Below are 19,855 nucleotides of genomic sequence, written 5' to 3'. Positions count from 1 at the left end.
AACTTCCGGCGGCGACCACTAAGTGATCGCTGCCACCCGGCCAGCGCCCTTCGTCGGCGCCGGCTACATCAGGCTGGCAACGGCCCTGGGTTCTCCCCCGCCGCCGTCCGGCGCGGTCCAACGTCACCCCACCCGGTTCATTCGTGGGTGGCGTCATTGGGCGGCCGGTTGTCCGCCCTGTGGCCTCAGATCTCGCCACCGAGACCAGCGCCGATTGTTGAGCACGGCGCTGCTCCACCCGCCCGCGTGGCCATTCCCTGTCGGGTGCGGGGTCGATGCACCCGCCACGCACCGGCGAAGCGGTCAGCGTTCCTTCGCTTGCCCGACCTCAACCGGTTCCACGGTCGTGTCTGCCGGCATGATACGGAGAAGATCGTCGATCTCGTCGCGCGATCCGTGGGCCTGCGTCATCGCGAAGATCCTCGCACCCGGCAAGCGACGGGACTTGAGCTGCAGCAGCGTAAGACTCTGTTCACCCTCGACGACAATGTCGGCCGGCCGATCACCCGCCGCGTGGGATGCTGGTAGCTGTTCGACCAACGGCCGAGCGTTGGCGAGGGCAGCGAGCACAGTCGAGTCAAAGACGAACGCGAAGCCGCGAGCGGCGGCCGTTGTCGCTGCCTTGGCGACCTGAACGATCTCGACGGCTCCATTGGCGACGTGAAGGTCAAAAGTCAGACCGGTGGCCTTGCTGAGCTTCGCCAGTGTTTCGAGCCTTGGCTGTGTCTCGGCGATCTCCAGGCGCGCGATAGCGGGCTGCTTGAGGCCAACCTGCTCGGCGAGAGCCCGCTGTGTGAGACCGTGTTCGACCCGGTATGCGATCACCTGGTTGGCGACCTTCCGGGAGAACGCCAGCGCGTCCCACTCCTCGCGGAACTCCGGGTCCTGGCGGTGCTCTTCGATGACCTGGTCGAGGGGCTTGAGCTCCGACAACTTCATCAGTCCTCCTTCAGGTCGTTGAGCCGTTCCACGGCCACGGCGACTGCCCGCCTGTACTTCCGCTTGTCGTGGTGTCCGATGGCACCAACGATGACGAGCTTTGCCCCCATCCGCCGGTAGAAAGCCCGCCACGGGCTATTGCCACCTCGGGGACGTAGCTCCCACAGGCGGTCGGCGTCCACGACGGCACTGGTGTGTGGGAACGGTAGATCCGTACCGCGTTCTCGCAGCTTGTCGAGGGCGCTGTCGATCGCCGCGCGCTCGTTGGCAGGGAGCTTGGCCAACTCGTCGGCCGCATCGGGGTGGACCAAGACATCCCAGGGCATGCAACCATGATAACGACTACGTTATTACCGTTACCTTGGGACCTCAACCCCTGCTGGCACGGCTAGCGTCGTGAGACCGCCCACGCGGCCGGCCGCGTGGGTGGACGGGTCGTCACACGGGCGACATCCGACGATCGGCCGGCGGTGCTCCTCCCAGTAGCGGGCATCCTCACGCCGCGCCCGCTCCGACAGCGAACCGTCGAGTACCGCGGTGCTCTGTCGGTCGGGAGCGCGCTGCGCCGGAACCGCCGCCGCCTCGGCCTGGGAGGCTGCAGCGGTCCCGGCCCAACCGTGCCGCGATCTGTGGACCCGATATTCCCTCGGCAATCCGACGAGCCGCATTCCGATGCCACGGTGGCGTGCCAGTGGCCGTGGCCGTTCGCCGACCGCTCCAGCAGATCCATCCGGACGCACCGGACACGGCGGACACGGCGGGCTGAAAGCGGCGGTTACGCCGCTACTCCGCGCGGAGGACGAGGCCGTGCGCGTTGAAGAAGAAACCGCCAGGCGTGAGGATCGCCGTGCCCGCGCCGGGGACCTGACGCTCGCCAGCCTCCCCCCGCAGCTGCAGGACGGCTTCACGGATGTGCCCCGCGCCCTGCGTCCCACCTTCGGACAGGCTGCCGCCATGGGTGTTGACGGGAACCTTCCCATGGATCACCAAACTGTTCGTCTTGTCATCCCAGTTGTCGCGGATGAACGCGCCGGCCTCACCCGGCCCACACAGCCCGATGGCCTCCAGCCAGGACAACGTGATGAACGAGAAACCGTCGTAGGGGTAGTAGACGTCCATGTCATCAAGCCATAGATCACTGCGTGCCCGCAGCGTCTCGACCGTCACCCGCTGGCCGTGGTTGCGCAGCCCCGGGGTCTGGTCCTCCTCGTTGCGGTCGATGACACCAGCCGTCGCCGCGTGGATGAGGACGGGCCGGCCTGGCAGGTCACGGGCACGCTCGGCGGTCGTGATGACAAAGGCGACAGCGCCGTCGATCGGGACATCCATGTCGAGCAGGGACAGCGGCCAACGGATCATGCGGGCGGCCAGGTAGTCGTCCATGCCGATCGGGCTCCGCATGACCGCGTTCGGATTCCGCCCGGCATTGGACCGGGAGTTGACGGCGACGAGCCCGAAGTCCTCCCGGGAGGCGCCATACTCGTACAGATATCGGCTCGCCCACGCGGTGTAACCGACCGAGCCCCACACATCCTCCGGCGCGGGCGAGACACCCCCGGTGATCGACAGCATCCGCCGGAACGGATCCTTGGCCGCGGCCCGCGACGCCCAGGGCAGCCGGTAGAACGTGTGGTAGGCGATCACGGTGTTGCAGGCACCGGAGTACACGGCGTTCATCGCTTCCAGGATCACCTGGACGAAGGAGCCCTCCTGGGGCGGGCTCGTCCACCACGTGGTCTCGGGGATGCCGAGCGCCGACTGGACCTTGTAGGCAATCGGGACCGCGCCGGCGATGCCGTCGATGTCGGCGGCGGTCAGCCCCGCGTCCTCGATCGCCCGCGTGCACGCTTCGGCACACAGCGAGAGCTGGGAGCGTTCGCCCGAGTCACGGGAGAACGCGGTGGCGCCCGTGCCGGCGAAGGCCACCTTGTCCTTGACGGGATACCGCGTCATCGTCCAGGTCTCCTGATGATCGTCTCGGGCAGGTCAGGCAGCGGCGGGCGCGAAGGCGGGGAAGGGGTTGCCGTCACGCTCGATCCAGGTGAGTGTCACCGGCAGCCCGATACGCAGGGTTTCGCGGTCGGCGTTCACGATCGTCGTGGAGAACCGCAGGCCCTCCTGCTCGGCGAGCTCGACCACCGCGACCGGGTGCGGCGTCGCGTAGTCGACGCCCGCGGCCGGCGGGCCCTGATGCAGAAAGATCAGTAGGTGGATGACGCCCTCGCCCGACACCTCGGTCGCGGTGATGTCGCGCGACCAGCACGACGGGCAGATCGGCCGCGGCGGCTGGTGCCACCTGCCGCAGGCGTTACAACGATTGACCAGCAGCTTCCGTTCGAGCAGGCCCTGGTAGAAGTACTTGTTGTCATGATCTACAGCAGTCCGGGGGTAGCGTTCCAGGACCTCAGCGTCGCTGATCCCACTCAACACGGTCTCCTTCACGCCGTCGCACGGCGGGTCCGCGGTGCGGCACGCCCGGACCGTACCTGATATAGATATATTCTGTAACTGTATCGGACGCACACGCCAGTCCCCACGAGGGCCGTCGCACTCTCCGGTCGCCGCGTGTGGACGCTCGAGGATTCGATCATCCTGGGAGATCCACATGGCAGAGGCCGCGCGACTGCCCGACTACGACGAATTCGGGTTCTTTGAGGAGAACGCCCGGGATGCGGGCCTGGCCTGGGCCGGCCCCCCACGGGTACGCCGGGAGAACGTCGATGTGGACGGCGAACGGATCAGCGCCCTGGTCTGGGGTGATGGCCCCGCCGAGCTGGTGTTCCTGCATGGCGGGGCGCAGAACGCCCACACCTGGGACACCGTCGCCCTCGCGCTCGGCCGCCCGCTGGTGGCCTTCGACCTGCCTGGTCACGGCCACTCCGGCAAACGGCCGGACGGCGACTACTGGCCGGTCCGCAACGCCGACATCCTCGCCAGCGCCATCGCCGAGCTCGCGCCACGAGCCGCGGGCGTGGTCGGCATGTCCCTCGGCGGGCTCACCGGCATCCGCCTCGCGTCCGCCTACTCGCAGCTTGTCCGCCGGCTTGTGGTCGTCGACGTAACGCCGGGCGTGACGCTGGCGAAGAGCGCCCCGATCGCGGCGTTCGTCAACGGCCCGGAGTCCTTCGCCTCCTTCGAGGAGATCCTGGAACGGACGGTCCGCCACAACCCGACCCGGTCGGTCAGCTCCCTGCGGCGCGGCATCCTGCACAACGCTCACCCGCTCCCGGACGGCCGCTGGGCCTGGCGATACGACCGGCTGATCCCCACCGGCGGCATGCTGGACTTCAGGCCGCGCTGGGATGACCTCTCGGCGCTGCCGGCGCCGGTGATGCTCGTGCTGGGATCGGCCTCCGGCGTTGTCACTGAGGACGACGTGGTCGAGTTCCGCCGCCGCCAGCCCACGGCCCGCGTCGAGACCGTGCCGGGTGCGGGGCACTCCGTCCAAGGTGACCGCCCGGTCGAGCTGGCCCGTCTCATCAGCGACTTCGTCTTCGGCGCCACCGATGCCAGCCGCTGACCCTGGCCGCCGCCACCCACCACCGGGGCGGCTCCCTCCGCCGCCTCCCGATGCACGCACCCCGGCTCCGCTCCCTGATCGAACGCCCTATTGCCGGAGCCTCTTATACGACCGATACAAGCTGTTAGATTGTTCACCTAATTAATCACCCGCAGAGGAGCGCCCCACCACCCTTCCCCGCAGCGGGAACCAGGACGGAGCACGGGAGTTCTCGTGCCGGTGTGGCCCGTGGCCTTGGAGAGCTGTATTGATGATCCTCGATGGTTTGACAGTGCTCGAGCTGGGCGCCGGCAGTATCGCCAGCTCCCTGGCGGGGATGATCCTCGCCGATAACGGGGCCCGGGTGCTCAAGGTCGAGCCACCCGAGGGCGACCGTCTGCGCACCCAGTCACCAGCCGGTTTCCTGGTCTGGAACCGGGGCAAGGAAAGCCTCGTCGCTGACCTGCGCACCGCCGCGGGCCGGGCCGAGGCCGCCACCCTCGCGGCCCACGCCGACGTGCTGATCGAGAGCTTCGAACCCGGCGTCGCTGACAGCTGGGAGCTAGGCTGGGAAACCCTGCACGCGGCCAACCCGTCGTTGGTCTACTGCTCGGTCAACGGCTTCGGCTCCACCGGCCGGTACGCGCGGTTGAAGGGCTACGAGGGCGTCGTGGCGGCGAAGGCCGGAGCGTTCGCCCGGGGGCAGTTCGGCTTCCGGCCAGGACCGATCTTCACCGCCGCGTCGATGGCGAGCACGGGCGCCGCGCACATGGCCGTCAGCGGTGTTCTGGCGGCCCTGGTCGTCCGCGAGCGGACCGGGCGCGGGCAGCGCGTCGAGGCCACCCTGGTGCAGGGCCTCAACCCGGTGGACTACTTCGGGACGATGCACTGGCAGTACGCGAAGAACACCGGCAGCCAGCCGCAGGTCATCCTCAACCCCCGCGGCGGGGCGCTGGCCGCCACCCGGTACGGCCTGACGATGGCGACCAAGGACGGCCGCTTCATCATCAGCAACCCGCAGCTGCCCCATCAGGCGCGGGCGCTCACCAGCGTCCTCGGTCTCGAGAGCACCCATACCAACCCGCTCTTCGCGCATGCCCCGCAGTTCAGGACCCCGCAGGACGCGCAGCAGTGGGAGGACCTCCTCAGCGAGACCCTGCGGAGGAAGACGCTGGCGGAGTGGGTACCGCTGCTGGAGGCCAACGCCGACGTCCCGTTCGAGGTTGCCGCAACCTGTGAGGAGGGCCTCGACCACCCGCAGATCGTCCACAACGGCGACTCCATCGTGGTCACCCATCCCGAACACGGCCCGATCCGTCAGGTGGGCCCGGTCGCGGCCTTCAGCAGGTCACCGTCACGGATTGACCGCGCCGCCCCCGCGCTCGGCGTCCACAACGGCCCGTTCACCGGCCCCTGGGCGCCCGCGGCCGCAACCGGACCCGCCCCGGCCCATCCGCTCGCCGGGGTGACCATCGTCGAATTCGGCTACTTCTTCGCCATGCCCTTCGGTGTCACCCTGGCCGCCGCCCTGGGTGCGCGCGTCATCAAGGTCGAGGGCCTCACCGGCGACCCGATGCGCAGCTCTTTCGGGGTGAAGGAGAGCGGCGGCGTGCGGACGATGGCGGGCAAGGAGAGCATCGCCGTCGACGTGTCGACAGACGAGGGCAGAAAGATCTTCTATGCGCTCATCGAGAAGGCCGACGTCTTCGCGCTCAGCTTCCGGCCAGGGGTGGCCGAACGCCTGAAGATTGACTACGCCACGCTTTCCGCGATCAACCCGAAACTGGTGTATCTGCACGCCACCGGATACGGCGTCAGCGGGCCCTACAGCTCCCGTGCGCTGTACGCCGATTCGGCGAGCGCCGTGGCCGGGAGCCTGCACAAGCAGGCCTCGTACTGGCTCGATCCCGACCTCGTCAGCGGTTTCGACCTGGCCGAGCTACAGGCCATCGTCCAGCCGCGGCTGCGCGGTCTCACCGACGGGGACTCGAACGCCGCGCTCGCGGTCTTCTCGGCTCTCCTGCTGGCGATCATGCACCAGCGGCGGACGGGTGAAGGACAGTTCGTCGCCACCTCGATGATCTGTGGGAACGCCTACGCCTACTCGGACGACTTCAACGCCTACGCGGGCAAGCCGCCGGCTCCCGCGCTCGATGCGGAGCAGCATGGCTACCATGCTCTTTACCGCCTCTACCGGGCGTCGTCCGGCTGGGTGTTCCTGGCCGCGCCGACCCAGCGGGAATGGGAGACGCTGGTTGGCGGGATCAAGCGCCCGGACCTGCTGGAGGACGCCCGCTTCGCCACGGTGGACAGCCGGTTGGACAACGACGAGGAGCTTGCCTCGATCCTTGCGGATGTGTTCACCGCTGACACCGCGCAGGCGTGGGAGGACCTCCTCGTCCCCGCGGGGCTCGCCTGCGTGACCGTCTTCGAAGGCGGTGTCTCCGCGTTCACCTGCACTGACGAGACCATGGTGGAGACCGGGCTGGTGGTGGAGGTCGACCATCCGCTCTTCGGCCGGATCCGGGTACACGGCCTGCCCGTGGCGTTGTCGGAAACCCCGGGCCGCATCAGCCGCAGCTGTCTGCTTGGTGAGCAGACCGAGGCGCTGCTGACCGAGTTCGGTTACGACGCGGAGGCCATCGCCGCCCTGACGGACGCGAAGATTGTCGCGGGCGCTGATATTCCCTCGTGACGCAGGCGAGACATCCGACGGGCGGCGTGACGGATCCAGCGGTCGCGCCGCCCGTGCCCGCGCGGGAACAGCTGACCGCACGCACCGGCACCGGCTGACCGGCTGACCGGCTGACCGGCCGCAGGTAAACCGCTACGGGTGCGTTGGCGGGCCAGCATCGGTGTGACGGGTGCCGGGCGGGTCGACCGCCCAGGTCGTCGTCTCGCCCCAACCGTCCTCGAAGACCATGTCCCGCAGCGGCTGGCGGCGAACAGGGCCGTGCCGCCCCTGCGGCCGGCCGAGCGCGATCGTCCCGGCGATGAAAACCCCGTCGGGGATCTCCAGCAACCGGCGGAGGTCCGGCTCCACGAGCCGGTGCCAGCCGGTGAGCACGCCGCCATAGCCCAGCGCCCGCGCGGCCAGCAGCAGGTTCTGGCAGGCCGGGTAGATCGACCCGCCTTCCGCCGGGTTCGGCTCGCGGTAACGGACCAGGCATGGAAGCACGATGACCGGCACGCTTTCGAAGGTCTCCACGAAATGCGCCATGGCCGCGGCCATCCGCGCCTTCGGCGTGTCGGGACGCGTACCGCTGCCGCGGTCGTAACCGTCTGAGACGACCTTTCTCGTCCACTGCGCTCGGGCTCCCCGGCCGATCAGGGCTCGGGCCGCCAGCGCGCGCGGGCCGTCACGCAGCACAAGGAAGCGGAAGGGCTGGCGGTTCGAACCGCTGGGCGCGCGGGATGCCGCGAACAACATGGTGGCGAGCGCGTCCTCACTGACCGGCTCCGGGCGGAACCGGCGGATGGCCCTGGTGGTGGCGATTCCCTCAAGCAGGCCGACAGTCTCTTCGGATGGGATCATGGCGCGACCGCTCCAGCGGGCGGCGGAACCTGATCCCGCGGGCGGGCGCTGGCGGTCACGAGCACGAGGAGCTCGAGAAGCATCGAAGCCGTCACGCCCCAGACGCTGCCTCTCGAAAGATCAAAAAAAGGAACCGCGAAGCCGCCGCGCGGACCGGTCCACCATTCTTCACGGTACACACCGTCCGCCATCAGCCCAGCGAGCGCAACGTCGAAGACATCCTCGACCTCGCTGTGGTTGACGCGCGGAACCGGCCGGGCCGCGAGCGCGCCCACCACCGGGGTGATCTGGAACCTCGTCAGCTCAGCGGTGTGCCCGCCCAGCTCACCGAGCAGGTCGACGCCCGTGGACGGGAGGCCGATCTCCTCCCAGGACTCCCGCAACGCAGCCTGGCGCGGTGCCTCACCCGCGTCGCACACCCCACCGGGGAAGGCGATCTCGCCCCGGTGGGTCCTGACCGCGCTGGAACGCTCGATCAGGACGACACGGGTTTCGCCCGCCTCCTCGAACAGCGTCAGCAGGACCGCCGCCGCCCGGATACCCGGCCGTTGCGGTACGCGAGGTGGGTCTTCCCGCTGGCGGAAGGCACGCCGGATGGTGCCGATACCGATCCCCTGGCGCCTCGCCATGGGCAGATCGGCCCACGGCGACGGCGTGTCAAGACGGCTACGGGGACCCGAGAAGACGTCCCCGTACGGTGGCCGCCCGCCGGTCGGCTCTCCCGCAACGGAACGACTATGATCAATCCTGACGGAATCCGGACCGACGCGCCCGGTTGCCGTGGCCGGGTGGCCGGTTTCCCCGGCGGTCACGCCTTCTCGAAGAGCTTCTCCGCGTTGCCACGCAGGATCTTGCGCTGCTGCTCCGGTGTGAGTGACGTGACCAGCTGGGCGAAGTCGGCGGGGTCGGCCAGCCCTTCCGCGTGCGGGAAGTCCGAACCCATGACCAGGCAGTCAACATCTGGAAGATCTCTAACGATCTTGGCGATGTTGTCCTCCGGATAGGGAGCGACCCGGATGTGACGCTGGAAAATCGCGCTGGGACGCTCGGTGAGACGCCCGCCGATCCACGGCCCGTTGCGGCCCATCCCCCGGCTCTTGTCCATGTGCTCGATGAAATGCGGTACCCACGAAGCCCCGAACTCGGCGACGAGCACCATCAGGTTGGGGAAGCGTCCGAAGATGTTGTCGTAGATCAGTGCCGACAACGTGTCCTCGATGGGCCGCTCGCCATAGAGGTTGTTCCACTGCCACGCCGACATATGCCATGCCGCAGGGAAGGCGTCATAGCCCCAGGCGGGTGCGATGTGCTCGTTGTACCAGTTCTCCATGATGTGGAAGGCGACGGTCACGCCGGCCTCGTTGAGGCGGGCCCAGATCGGGTCGAAGTAGGGGTCACCGGGCGAGCGGCCGTTCACCGGACCGGTCGGCAGCAGCACGACCCTGGCGCCCCGGGCGAGGACGTCGTCCAGCTCCGCGACAGCGAGGTCCAGGTCGCGCAGTGACAGCAGCGCCGGGCCGTAGATGCGGTCCTTGTACGCGAAGCCCCAGTTCTCCTCGAACCAGCGGTTGAAAGCGTGCACATTGGCATAGGCCGCGGGCACGTTCTTCACGTAGTTCTCGACCGACAGGGCCATCGCGGACGGGAAGACGACGGCCCGGTCCACCCCCTGGGCGTCCATCAGTTTCAGGCGCACGTCGCGGTCGAGGTACTCCGGACGCATGGGCTCGGGCTCGTAGGTCTCGTCCGGGTTACCGGACGCCATCTGGCGCAGCATCTCCTTGAGGGATCCCGGCCGGTAAGCCAGGTCGAAGCCGAGGCCCTGTTCCGAATTGAAGGTCGCGACCCGGTCCGCAGCCATGATCTTTTCCACGCCGCCCTCGAACCTGATCGGCCGGACCGCGTGCTCGGACCACTCCGCCGGAAGGTACCTCGTGAAGGCATCCCTGGTCTCGTAGCAGTGCGTATCGCAGTCAAACAGGCCAAAGTCGAGCCCTGCCATCGGAGTCTCCTCGCATCCATCCTCGCGACTCTACGAACCATTCAGTCTAATTAGCATACTAGTAGTCCTGATCGCAGGCCAGCGACCATGCCCTCACGGCGACCGCTTCCCGGCAGGGCCCGCCACAGTGCCGCGGGCGCCGACCGCTACCACCGCTACCACCGCTACCACCGCGCGACATCCAGAGTCGACCTCCGGGGCCAGCCCCGCGACAGAGCCAGCCCCTTGCACTAGGATGCGTTAATTAGGTTATATGTTTCGATGAGCCAGACCCTGGATTCCGGAACCCCGACCGGAAGAGCTCCATCGGCTCCGCCGGCCGGACTCCCAGACAACGCGCCGACCAGATGACGACGGAGCGCTGTCAACCTGGGCGGACGGCCGCGGACGTGCCCCGGAGGTGACCTTGCGACACACGATCCGCATGCCCGATCACCCACCGTCGCGCGCGACCACCCGCGCCCTGGGTAGCGAGGACCATGCCCACCGGGCGGAGGGCGGGGACACCGAGGCCCAGCGAGGGACGCGCCGAGATCACAAAAAGATCACCGACCGCCCCTCGGCAGCCGCCACCCGCGAGTGGACCCCTCGATGACACCGTAAAAGCTTGTTTGTATATATGATTTGGGGCAAAGGTCTATGAGTATCGGGATGTTGCTCGATATGGCCGCGACGGCCTTCGGTGACCGGGTGGCGTTGGGAGGGCGCGGCGACGGCATCACGTTCGAACACCTGGTCCGGGTATCAGCCGGCGGCGCCACGCTGCTGCGCTCCTCCGGCGCCGAGCGGGTCGCGTACCTCGGTGGCAACAGCACGGCCTTCCCCGCTGTCCTGTTCGCGGCGGCAACGGCCGGGATGCCGTTCGTCCCGCTGAACTACCGTCTCGGCGAAGACCAGCTGGACGGGCTGCTGGGCGAATTACACGGCCCGGTCGTCGTCTGCGACGAGGCCTACCAGGACGTGGTGGCCAGAAGTGGTCTGAAGGTCCACCGCAGTGAGGAGTGGCTGGCCACCGCGGCGCTCGCGGAGCCGTCCGAGCCGGTGGATGTCGATGATGAAGCACCGGCGGTCCTGCTGTTCACCAGCGGGACGACGTCCAAGCCGAAAGCGGTTGTGCTGCGGCACTCCAACCTCGTCTCCTACGTCCTGCAGACCGTCGAGTTCGGCTCCGCGGAGCCGGCCGAGGCGGCACTGACCAGCGTTCCTCCGTATCACATCGCCGGTGTCGGGACCGTGCTGACGAACATCTACTCCGGCCGCCGTCTCGTCTACCTGCCGAATTTCTCCGCGGGCGCCTGGCTGCGCCTGGTGGCCGCGGAGCAGGTGACCAGCGCCATGGTCGTACCGACGATGCTGGCCCGCATCGTCGAGGAGCTCGCCGGTGCGCGGGCAGCGACACCGACGCTGCGCTCGATCGCCTACGGCGGCGCCCGGATGCCGCGTCCGGTCCTGGAGAAGGCACTCGCCGCATTCCCGGACGCCGGCTTCGTCAACGCCTACGGGCTCACCGAGACGAGTTCGACGATCGCGATCCTCAGCCCAGATGATCACCGTACGGCACTCCTGTCGCCCGACCCGGCGGTGGCGGCCCGGCTGTCCTCCGCGGGTCGTCTCGTTCCCGGGGTGGAGGGCGAGATCCGCGACTCGGCCGGCGCGCCCACCGGTCCCGGCGAAGTCGGCGAGCTGTGGGTGCGCGGCGGCCAGATCTCCGGGGAGTACCTGGGGCTGGGATCCGTCCTCGACGCCGACGGCTGGTTTCCCACCAGGGACAGGGCCTGCCTTGACACCGGCGGGTACCTGTTCATCGAGGGCAGGGCGGACGACACCATCATCCGCGGGGGCGAGAACATCGCGCCGGCCGAGATCGAGGACGTGCTGATCCACCACCCGGCGGTGAAGGAGGTCGCCGTCATCGGCCTGCCCGACATCGAATGGGGCGAGCGCCTGACGGCCGTTGTCGTCCCGGCGGCGCATGCGACGCCGGAACCCGATGACCTGCGCGCCTGGGTTCGGGCCAGGCTTCGCGGCTCGCGCACCCCCGATGAGGTCATCTTCCGCGACGGCCTTCCCTACACGCCCACGGGCAAGCTCCTGCGCCGTCAGCTGGTCGCCGAGATCGGCAGTCCCACGACATACGAGAGGACGTGAGCACAGCAATGCGGCTCAAGACAGGTCTGCGGCTGCGGAGCCAGGTCTGCGCCACGGAAGTGATCGTGGTCCGGCCCGGCTCCAGCGAGATCGACCTGACCTGCGGCGGTCATCCAATGATCGGATCCAAGGAGACCCCCGCCGACGGCCTGGACCTCAAACCCGAACTTGCCAGCGGGACCTTGCTGGGCAAGCGTTACACCGACAAGGACAATGAGATCGAGATTCTCGTCACCAAGGCGGGGGCGGGCAGCATCGCCGACGGGCTGGCCCCGCTGCTGCTCAAGGAGGCCAAACCACTTCCCTCCAGCGACTGACCCAGGCGAACAGCGCCGTTCCCTGGGCAGGAGCTCCCCGGTCGGGGGCTGTCCGGCGCTTTCGACGATCGCGCTGGGCATCCCCCGGCCGTCGGGATCCCACCCCCGCGAGGTCCCACCCCGCGAGGGCCTACAACCGCGCGCGGTCCAGCGTCGCGCGCAGCGCGTCCATCAGGATCCGTCCAGCGACGGCCGGCCCCTGGGCGAGGATCTCGGCGCTGAGGACCTCGACCCCGATCGGTGCCCGCACCTGAGCGTCGTCGAGGATGCTGAGGAAGCCGGTCAGGTCGAAACCGCCCACGCCAGGCAGCAGCCGGTGCTGGATGTCCTCGAGCGGCGGGCCCACCGGTGTCACGGCGGCATCGCTGAGCTGCACCGCGAACACCCGGTCGGCGGGTATTCGGCGTAGCAGCTCCGCGTCACCAGCGCCGGGGCCTCGGTTGTGGTGCCAGGCGTCCACGAGGATCCCGGCGTTGCGCCGGTCGGCACGGTGTGCGATCTCCCACGCCGTCCCGATGTCACTGATCGTTGCCCAGGCCACCGCCTCCAGCGCGACGTCAAGCCCGTGGTCGGCGGCACGGTCGCACAGGCCCGCGAACTTCTCCGCGGCCTCATCCAGCTCGACCACATCCCCGAAGTGGGTCGCCACCAGTGTCTTCGCCCCCAGCGACCCACCCGCCTGGAGATACTCGGCCTCGGTGAGGACCTGGTCCAGAAAGGCGGGCTGATCAACCGGGGGTGGCGTGAGCCAGTCACCGACCGCTTCTATCTCGGTCAGGACAAGGCCGTTGTCATCCAACATGGCCCTGATATCGGAGTCGGACAGCCCCTCGCGGGTGCGGGCCCGGCGCAGCGAACGGCCGAGGATCGAGATCCCGTCGAAACCCGCTGCCGAGGCCGCGGTGACGACATCGCGGAAACTCAACGGCGCCACCGAGACATTGCAGAGTACGAGCTCGCTGTCCGCGGCTGCGGTAACGGCGGACCGCTGCCCGGTCACAGGCCGGCCAGCACGTCGGCGTAACGCGCACGGGCCTGCTCCTCAAGGGCGATCAGGTGGCTGGTCGGGAAGAGGCCGTCTGTCGGCTTGTGCCGCTTGAGCACCTCACGAGCAAGAGTGATCTTGTGCACCTCCGTCGGGCCGTCGGCGATGCCGACGGTGTAACCGGCGACGAGCATGTCGAAAAACGGCATCTCCTTGGTCAGGCCCAACGAACCGTGCAGCTGCAGGGCTCTGGAGGTGACATCGAGCAGTACCTTCGGCATGGCCGCCTTGATGGCGGCGATGTCACCGCGGACCTGCCGGTAGTCCTGGCATTCGTCGATCAGCCAGGCGGTCCGCAGGACCAGCAGCCGGAACTGCTCGATCTGGATCCAGGTGTCGGCGATAGCCTCCTGCACCAGCTGCTTGCGCGCGAGAACCTCACCTTGGGTGAAGCGGGACAGCGCCCGCTCGCACATCATGTCGAAGGCCCACTTCACCAGGCCGACGGTGCGCATGGCGTGGTGAATACGGCCGCCACCGAGCCGGACCTGCGCGACCTCGAAACCGCCGCCCCGCGCACCGAGCAGATTCGCGCGGGGTACCCGCACGTTCTCATACGAGATGTAGCCCTCAGTGCCTCCACCGGCCTCCTCATCGATGAGCTCGACATGGCGGATGAACCGGATACCGGGCGTGTCCGTGGGGACGATGAACATCGACTGCTGCCGGTACGGGGAGGCTTCCGGATCGGTCACCGCGACGACGATCAGGAAGGAGGCAAAACGGGCGTTCGAGGAGAACCACTTCTCTCCGTTGATCACCCATTCGTCACCGTCCAGTACCGCTCGGGTCCGAAAAACCTTCGGGTCGGCACCACCCTGCGGCTCGGTCATGGAGAAACACGAGACGATCTCGTTACGCAGCAGCGGCTCGAGGTATCTCGCCTTATGTTCGTCCGTGCCGAAGTGCGCGAGGATCTCGCTGTTGCCCGAGTCCGGGGCCTGGCACCCGAAGACGCTCGGCGCGCAGCGCGAACGGCCGAGGATCTCGTTGAGCAGGGCGAGTTTGAGCTGGCCGTAGCCGGGGCCACCGAGTTCCGGGCCGAGGTGGCAGGCCCACAGGCCCTGCGCGCGGACCTTCTCCTGCAGTGGTGGGATGAGCGCGGCACGGATGGGGTCGGTGAGATCGTAGGGCTGGCGGACCAGCCGGTCGACGGGCTCGACCTCTGTACGGACGAAGTCGTCGGCCCAGTCGAGGAGCTGCTGGTACTCGGGATCCGTCTGAAAACCCCACATCGGTGGCTCCTGTCGCTGTCTGGTTATGCGCTCGGTGAGGCCACGGCTCCCGCCGGACCATGGTGAACGCCGAGTTCCGGCCTGCGACGAAGCTGCACCTAATCGTTATATGTTTTATATTTAAAATGAAGCATGCCCGCAACCACGGCAAGCCTGCGGAACAACCTGCCACCAGCAGGAACGCTCGACAACAGAAACGTGGATCAAGGAACGGGGTCGGGGTGGATGGATCGCGAGACGGCGGAGGGAGTCACCCTGGTGGTGAGTAACGACCGACGAGCCGGGGTACCCGCGCATCCCGCGGCGATGGATGGGGAGCGATGCCGCGAGGCGCGTGTCCCAGCCCCGCGATGCCGTGTCCCTGTTGCCGGGCGCCCGCACGGCGCACTCGCCGGATGAGGGACGACGGACCGCGTTGGACGGGCTCGGACTTCCAGCTGCCGCCCAGGGCTGACGGTGAGGTGGCGCTGTGTGGCGCCTGCTCCCGCAAGGGACACTGCCGCCTGGGGATGGTCCGCGAACGTCTCGGCGACGACGGGGTGCTGCGGGCGCATGTGACCTGTTCGGCCGAGAACGAAGGCGGCCCGAACGTCGCCCACGGCGGGTGGACGGCTGGGATCATGGATGAGGTGCTGGGCCACCTCCCCATGCACACGGGGATACTGGCTGTCACCGCCGCCCTTGAAATCACCTTCATCCGGCCGGTGCCGGTGGGCCGTGACCTGGTGGCGTCATCCTGGCTCGACCGGCGTGCGGGCCAGCGCCTGTACGTGATCGGTGAGCTGCGGCTGGCGGCCACGAACGCGGAGCTCGCCGCGGCCAAGGGCGTCTTCGTGGCGCGCGACCGCACACACTTCGACCGTCAGCAGGCCTGGCTCGCCCAGCAGGACGCCGACAGCGCCAGCGGGACGCGGCCAGCGGCGGGCAGCACCTCGACACCACCAGATCGGGAGGCGGGCCCGACCGGGAACCAGCCGACAAACCCCACACACTGATCCACGCCCCTGCTGCCGGGCACGCTAACCAGGCACGGGCCGCCCCGAGCGCCGGCCGGACAATCTCGCTTCCAGATAGATCGCCAGTCTGGTCACCAGATAGTTGATGAGGATGAAGATAGCGGCGAGGAGCAGATAGGTCTGGATCGGGTTGTGCAGGGTCTGGACGGTGATCAGGCCACGGCGCAGCAGTTCCTCATAGGAGATGAAAGCGCCGAGCGAGGTGTCCTTGATAATCACAACAAGCTGGCTGAGCAACGCTGGCAGCATCGAACGGAAGGCCTGCGGGAGCAGAATGACCCGCAGCGTCTGGCCGCGGGTCAGGCCCAGCGCCGACGCGGCCTCCGTCTGCCCCTTCGGTACCGCAAGGACACCCGCTCGGACGATCTCGGAGATAACCACGGAATTGTAGGCCGTCAGACCGATCACGATGTACCACAGCAGCGGTAGCCTGACTCCATAGGCTGGCAGAACCTGCGCGGCGAAAAAGACCGCGATGACCACGGGGACACCGCGCAGCAGCTCGACCGCCCCGACGACAGCCCAGCGGTACCACCGCGCGGCGGAGATCCTGGACATCGCGATGAGGACCCCGAACACCAGGGAGAAGACCGCGGCCAGGGCGGCGGCTGTCAACGTGTGCAGCAGGCCGCCGCCGAGCAGGCGCCACACATCCGGGAAGTCCTTGTCGCCCGGGTTGAACAGCGGGCTCCATTTGCCGCTGTTGAACTGGCCGTTCGCCGCCAGCCGACGTATGACCAGCGCTCCGAGCCCGATCAGGGCAAGGGCGGCGACGGCGCTGGCGATGGCTATACGCCGACGCCCGCGAGGCCCCGGGACATCGTGAAGAACCGAGCCGCTCACCGGGCCACCCTGAACCGTTTCTCCGCCGCCAACAGAAGCAGACCGGCGGGGATGATGATAATCAGATATCCGAGCACGACGCCGGCGTAGACCGGCAACGCGGGTTCGCCCCGCGCGCCGTTCAGTGTGTTCGCGACGCTGTAGAGCTCGCCACCGACCCCGAACGCACCGACGATCGCGGAGTTCTTCACCATCGCGATCGCGACATTGCCCAGCGGGGGGATGACCGCCCGGATCGCCTGCGGAAGAATCACCAACCGCAACGACTGGCTGAAGGTCAGGCCGATCGAGCGGGCAGCCTCGGCCTGACCTGTGTCAACCGCACCAATTCCGCTGCGTACCGCCTCACAGACAAACGCGGCTGTGTAGATGGTGAGCCCAGCGGCCCCGAATATGAAGTAGGAGCCGTTGACGCCCACCTCCGGCAGGCCGAAAGCGAAGGCGAACAGGACGATCGTAAGAGGACAGTTGCGGACCAACGTGACATAGGCGGTGCCCACCGCGCGCAGTGGTGGCACCGGCGACACCCGGAATCCCGCCAGCACGATCCCGAGCACCAGCGCCGCCACGGCGACCAGGGCGCAGATCTTCAATGTTCCCAACAGACCATCGGCATACAGGCCCAGGTTGTCGGTGATGACGCCCATGGTGGCTCCCGGGGTATGTCAGTTCCGGAGAGGTCCTGACGGGGTGCGGTGCTTAGATCACGAACAGGCGGTGAGCGCGGGCAGGGACGGCGTGGCCCTGGCAACCTTGCCCGCGGTGGATTCCCAGGCCCTGGCATAGCGTCCGTCCGCCGACGCCGCGGTCAGCTGCGAGTCGATGAACTGGCAGAAAGCGACGTCGCCCTTTTTGATGCCGATGCCGTAGGGCTCGGTGGTGAAGGGTTTGCCGACAAGCTTGAAGGCACCCCCGCCGGCATCGATAAGACCCAGCAGGATGACGTTGTCAGTGGTGACGGCATCGACCTGACCGGTACGCAACGCGTCCGCGCACTTGGAGTAGACGTCGAAGAGCACGATCTTGGAACCGTCGACATAATCCTTGATTTTTTCGGCTGGCGTCGACCCGGAGACGGAACAGACCTTCGCGTTCGCGGCGCGTAGCGATTCCGGTCCGGTGATCGTGGTGTTGTCTTTTTTCACCATGAGGTCCTGACCGGCCTGGTAGTACGGCCCGGCGAAGCTGACGAGCTGCTTGCGCTTGTCATTGATCGTGTAAGTGGCGACGACGAAGTCGACCTTGCCCTGCTGAATCGCCCCCTCGCGCTGGGCCGACGGCGTCTCAACGAAGGTGATGTCGTCCTGCTTGATCCCCAGCCCGGCGGATATGATTTTTGCAATTTCCACGTCAAATCCGGCGACCTTGCTGTCCAGGCCTTTCAGGCCGAACAGGGGCTGGTCGAACTTGGTACCGACGGTGATCTTCCCGGCCGCGGCGAGCCTCGCCATCGTGGTATTGGCCGGGAAGGTTGGTTTGCTCTGGGCACTGGCAGGTGTACCGGTTGTGCTGCCGCTGCTTCCGCAGCTGCTGATGGCGAGCACGACAGCGCCAGCGAGCGTGACCGTCACGAACCGTCGCCGACGTGGGCGCGGCCGGAGCTGATGCTGCTCGATCAGAAAGCGTGGGAACCGCATGGTCGTCCTCCGTGGGGATACGTCAGCTACAGAAGAGGCCGGGATGGCCGGAAGGGGAAAGAGACGATGCCGGCGGGTACGCCGAGATCAGTTGGTGAGAATACGAGCCAGGAAGTCGCGAGCCCGCTGTGTCCGTGGGCTGTCGAAAAAGTTTTCTGGAGCGCCCTCCTCGAGAATGCGACCGTCAGCCATAAATACGATGCGGTCCGCGGCCCGCCGCGCGAACCCCATCTCGTGCGTGACGACCACCATGGTCATGCCGTCACGCGCGAGCCCCGCCATGACGTCGAGCACCTCGGCAATGTACTCCGGGTCAAGCGCCGAAGTGGGCTCGTCAAAAAGAATCGCCTTCGGCTCCATGGCCAGCGCCCGGGCGATCGCCACACGTTGCTGCTGCCCGCCGGAAAGCTGTGCCGGATAACTGCCGGCCTTGGCGCCGACACCCACCCGATCGAGCAGTTCCCGGCCTTGGCGCTCGGCTGCCTCACGCGGGATTCGCTTGACTTTTGTCGGCCCGAGAATGACGTTCTCCAGAGCGGTCTTATGGGCGAATAAGTTAAACGATTGAAAAACCATACCCACCTCGGCCCGGAGCCGCGCGAGCGCGCGGCCCTCCTCGGGCAACGGCTCTCCGTCGATCATTATCCGGCCGGCGTCAATGGTCTCCAACCGGTTGATGCACCGGCACAGCGTCGACTTACCCGATCCGGACGGACCGACGATGACCAGCACCTCGCCGCTGTGCACGGTCAGGCTGATCCCGTGCAACGCCTGAAAAGCACCGAAGAACTTCTCGACGCCGGCCATGACGATCAGGGGTTCTCCCCGCGCGCTCTTCGCCACGTTCAGCCCTTCGGTCGTCAATGTCCAGCAACACTATGGGGTAGTTGGCCCCACTGTGTCGCGGCTATGGGGCAGCTGGCCCCACCGTGTCGCGCCGGTGGTACGGACCGCCCGGAACGGGCACGGGATGGCTGGCGGCGCGGCCAGGTCAACGGTGACAGCCTGGCGACGATGGCACCCCGGCATGGCGCGCGTGCGACAGGAGCGGCGTTACGAATATGTCCCAGCTGGCCCGCCCCCCACATTTCCGACCGATGACGTCGCCGAAGCAGCGTACTGGCACAGAGGCGGCGAACAGGCTGAGGCGGGGCTGGCGGGAAGGTATCCCGAGGGCACGACATCGGACCGGCTCCTTCCCGCCGGGGAACAGCGCCTCCGCCGAAATCGAGACGCTTCGGAGTGCCATCGGACCGGCCAAGGATGCCAGCATCCGCTGATTCGACTCAATGAGATCTTCAAGATTTTTGGGATCTTTCCATCAAACAATAGACACACAACACATTACCGAATGTGAAACAGAACCTGACCAGCGAAGGCCGCCAGCCCAACGGTTGCTGCCCGCCCTGGGCCAGGACAGGCGTTGGCGCGGTTGACGGCCAGCCCATGTGCCAGAGTTCATTGTGATTCGCCTCGCTCCCGGCCGCGCTTGCCCGGGATGCGACGCGCGTCGTTTCGCTCCTTGCCGGCACAGTGGATGATCGCAGTACCTGGACAGACGAAACCGCAAACCGCTCGTGGAACCCAGCCATTCGATGAGGTGAAGACCCGCCGTGACCAAGCATCGCCGGGGCCCGAT

18 protein-coding genes are annotated in these 19,855 nt (G+C 67.5%); 5 read left to right on the top strand and 13 right to left on the bottom strand.

The window, feature by feature from the left end; translation table 11 throughout:
• Positions 1-303: 303 nt before the first annotated feature.
• From MJ785_RS08315 to MJ785_RS08300, 4 genes are all read right to left on the bottom strand, one after another.
• Entirely contained in the window at positions 304-939 is a 636-nt protein-coding gene (locus MJ785_RS08315) for a helix-turn-helix transcriptional regulator (protein ID WP_239309426.1), read from the bottom strand.
• Positions 939-1,265: a type II toxin-antitoxin system RelE/ParE family toxin gene (locus MJ785_RS08310; RefSeq protein WP_239309424.1), complete on the bottom strand. Its 327-nt coding sequence runs from the start codon at positions 1,263-1,265 to the stop codon at positions 939-941. Before MJ785_RS08310 ends, MJ785_RS08315 begins: the two co-directional genes overlap by 1 nt.
• Positions 1,266-1,722: 457 nt before the next feature.
• Positions 1,723-2,892 carry a thiolase family protein gene (locus MJ785_RS08305; protein WP_239380323.1) on the bottom strand — a complete coding sequence of 390 codons (1,170 nt, stop codon included), beginning with the start codon at positions 2,890-2,892 and terminating at the stop codon, positions 1,723-1,725.
• 33 nt (positions 2,893-2,925) lie between these two features.
• Positions 2,926-3,369, bottom strand: coding sequence for a Zn-ribbon domain-containing OB-fold protein (locus MJ785_RS08300; protein WP_239309429.1), 444 nt, complete (start codon positions 3,367-3,369; stop codon positions 2,926-2,928).
• Between the two features lie 175 nt (positions 3,370-3,544).
• Here MJ785_RS08300 and MJ785_RS08295 point away from each other — a divergent pair, with 175 nt between their 5' ends.
• Together MJ785_RS08295 and MJ785_RS08290 are read left to right on the top strand one after the other, a co-directional pair.
• Entirely contained in the window at positions 3,545-4,459 is a 915-nt protein-coding gene (locus MJ785_RS08295; RefSeq protein ID WP_239309421.1) for an alpha/beta fold hydrolase, read from the top strand.
• A gap of 250 nt (positions 4,460-4,709) precedes the next feature.
• Positions 4,710-7,133 (top strand): CaiB/BaiF CoA-transferase family protein, encoded by a 2,424-nt coding sequence (locus MJ785_RS08290; protein ID WP_239309419.1) that lies wholly within the window; start codon positions 4,710-4,712, stop codon positions 7,131-7,133.
• Positions 7,134-7,265: 132 nt separating this feature from the next.
• On the opposite strand, the gene MJ785_RS08285 is transcribed toward MJ785_RS08290, so the two are convergent.
• From MJ785_RS08285 to MJ785_RS08275, 3 genes are all read right to left on the bottom strand, one after another.
• Positions 7,266-7,973 (bottom strand): nitroreductase family protein, encoded by a 708-nt coding sequence (locus MJ785_RS08285; RefSeq protein WP_239309417.1) that lies wholly within the window; start codon positions 7,971-7,973, stop codon positions 7,266-7,268.
• The gene (locus tag MJ785_RS08280; protein ID WP_239380321.1) at positions 7,970-8,602 is read right to left on the bottom strand and encodes a CoA pyrophosphatase; all 633 of its coding nucleotides are present in this window, start codon (positions 8,600-8,602) and stop codon (positions 7,970-7,972) included. Before MJ785_RS08280 ends, MJ785_RS08285 begins: the two co-directional genes overlap by 4 nt.
• 179 nt (positions 8,603-8,781) lie before the next feature.
• Complete coding sequence (locus tag MJ785_RS08275) at positions 8,782-9,975, bottom strand: amidohydrolase family protein (protein WP_239309413.1); 1,194 nt, start codon at positions 9,973-9,975, stop codon at positions 8,782-8,784.
• Positions 9,976-10,614: 639 nt separating this feature from the next.
• Here MJ785_RS08275 and MJ785_RS08270 point away from each other — a divergent pair.
• Both MJ785_RS08270 and MJ785_RS08265 read left to right on the top strand, forming a co-directional pair.
• Positions 10,615-12,123: a class I adenylate-forming enzyme family protein gene (locus tag MJ785_RS08270; RefSeq protein ID WP_239309412.1), complete on the top strand. Its 1,509-nt coding sequence runs from the start codon at positions 10,615-10,617 to the stop codon at positions 12,121-12,123.
• Positions 12,124-12,131: 8 nt separating this feature from the next.
• Positions 12,132-12,440: a hypothetical protein gene (locus MJ785_RS08265; protein ID WP_370652715.1), complete on the top strand. Its 309-nt coding sequence runs from the start codon at positions 12,132-12,134 to the stop codon at positions 12,438-12,440.
• A 130-nt stretch (positions 12,441-12,570) separates the two neighbouring features.
• Here MJ785_RS08265 and MJ785_RS08260 read toward each other — a convergent pair whose 3' ends face one another.
• Both MJ785_RS08260 and MJ785_RS08255 read right to left on the bottom strand, forming a co-directional pair.
• Positions 12,571-13,440, bottom strand: a complete 870-nt coding sequence (locus tag MJ785_RS08260; RefSeq protein ID WP_239380320.1) for a sugar phosphate isomerase/epimerase — start codon at positions 13,438-13,440, stop codon at positions 12,571-12,573.
• On the bottom strand, positions 13,437-14,720 hold the full coding sequence (locus MJ785_RS08255) for an acyl-CoA dehydrogenase family protein (protein WP_239309406.1): 1,284 nt from the start codon (positions 14,718-14,720) through the stop codon (positions 13,437-13,439). Before MJ785_RS08255 ends, MJ785_RS08260 begins: the two co-directional genes overlap by 4 nt.
• Before the next feature lie 395 nt (positions 14,721-15,115).
• Between MJ785_RS08255 and MJ785_RS08250 the strand changes: the two genes are divergently transcribed.
• Entirely contained in the window at positions 15,116-15,715 is a 600-nt protein-coding gene (locus MJ785_RS08250; RefSeq protein WP_239309404.1) for a PaaI family thioesterase, read from the top strand.
• Positions 15,716-15,739: 24 nt separating this feature from the next.
• Here the strand turns inward: MJ785_RS08250 and MJ785_RS08245 are convergent, their stop codons facing one another.
• The 4 genes from MJ785_RS08245 to MJ785_RS08230 form a co-directional block, all read right to left on the bottom strand.
• Positions 15,740-16,579, bottom strand: a complete 840-nt coding sequence (locus tag MJ785_RS08245) for an amino acid ABC transporter permease (RefSeq protein WP_239309403.1) — start codon at positions 16,577-16,579, stop codon at positions 15,740-15,742.
• Complete coding sequence (locus MJ785_RS08240; RefSeq protein WP_239309402.1) at positions 16,576-17,226, bottom strand: amino acid ABC transporter permease; 651 nt, start codon at positions 17,224-17,226, stop codon at positions 16,576-16,578. Before MJ785_RS08240 ends, MJ785_RS08245 begins: the two co-directional genes overlap by 4 nt.
• Before the next feature lie 57 nt (positions 17,227-17,283).
• On the bottom strand, positions 17,284-18,216 hold the full coding sequence (locus MJ785_RS08235; RefSeq protein ID WP_239376321.1) for a glutamate ABC transporter substrate-binding protein: 933 nt from the start codon (positions 18,214-18,216) through the stop codon (positions 17,284-17,286).
• Between the two features lie 87 nt (positions 18,217-18,303).
• On the bottom strand, positions 18,304-19,023 hold the full coding sequence (locus MJ785_RS08230; protein ID WP_305039295.1) for an amino acid ABC transporter ATP-binding protein: 720 nt from the start codon (positions 19,021-19,023) through the stop codon (positions 18,304-18,306).
• Positions 19,024-19,855: the final 832 nt, after the last annotated feature.

Origin of the sequence: Protofrankia sp. CiT1, assembly GCF_917627335.1 — a bacterium.
Classification (GTDB): Bacteria; Actinomycetota; Actinomycetes; order Frankiales; family Frankiaceae; genus Protofrankia.
This window is presented reverse-complemented; position numbering and strand designations above follow the sequence as displayed.

Bases quoted from the DNA above. Each gene is read 5' to 3' on its own strand.
- MJ785_RS08315 (WP_239309426.1), bottom strand. From the start codon at position 939: ATGAAGTTGTCGGAGCTCAAGCCCCTCGACCAGGTCATCGAAGAGCAC.
- MJ785_RS08310 (WP_239309424.1), bottom strand. From the start codon at position 1,265: ATGCCCTGGGATGTCTTGGTCCACCCCGATGCGGCCGACGAGTTGGCC.
- MJ785_RS08290 (WP_239309419.1), top strand. From the start codon at position 4,710: ATGATCCTCGATGGTTTGACAGTGCTCGAGCTGGGCGCCGGCAGTATC.
- MJ785_RS08295 (WP_239309421.1), top strand. From the start codon at position 3,545: ATGGCAGAGGCCGCGCGACTGCCCGACTACGACGAATTCGGGTTCTTT.
- MJ785_RS08270 (WP_239309412.1), top strand. From the start codon at position 10,615: ATGAGTATCGGGATGTTGCTCGATATGGCCGCGACGGCCTTCGGTGAC.
- MJ785_RS08305 (WP_239380323.1), bottom strand. From the start codon at position 2,892: ATGACGCGGTATCCCGTCAAGGACAAGGTGGCCTTCGCCGGCACGGGC.
- MJ785_RS08275 (WP_239309413.1), bottom strand. From the start codon at position 9,975: ATGGCAGGGCTCGACTTTGGCCTGTTTGACTGCGATACGCACTGCTAC.
- MJ785_RS08280 (WP_239380321.1), bottom strand. From the start codon at position 8,602: ATGGCGAGGCGCCAGGGGATCGGTATCGGCACCATCCGGCGTGCCTTC.
- MJ785_RS08265 (WP_370652715.1), top strand. From the start codon at position 12,132: ATGCGGCTCAAGACAGGTCTGCGGCTGCGGAGCCAGGTCTGCGCCACG.
- MJ785_RS08235 (WP_239376321.1), bottom strand. From the start codon at position 18,216: ATGCGGTTCCCACGCTTTCTGATCGAGCAGCATCAGCTCCGGCCGCGC.
- MJ785_RS08230 (WP_305039295.1), bottom strand. From the start codon at position 19,023: ATGGCCGGCGTCGAGAAGTTCTTCGGTGCTTTTCAGGCGTTGCACGGG.
- MJ785_RS08285 (WP_239309417.1), bottom strand. From the start codon at position 7,973: ATGATCCCATCCGAAGAGACTGTCGGCCTGCTTGAGGGAATCGCCACC.
- MJ785_RS08250 (WP_239309404.1), top strand. From the start codon at position 15,116: ATGAGGGACGACGGACCGCGTTGGACGGGCTCGGACTTCCAGCTGCCG.
- MJ785_RS08240 (WP_239309402.1), bottom strand. From the start codon at position 17,226: ATGGGCGTCATCACCGACAACCTGGGCCTGTATGCCGATGGTCTGTTG.
- MJ785_RS08255 (WP_239309406.1), bottom strand. From the start codon at position 14,720: ATGTGGGGTTTTCAGACGGATCCCGAGTACCAGCAGCTCCTCGACTGG.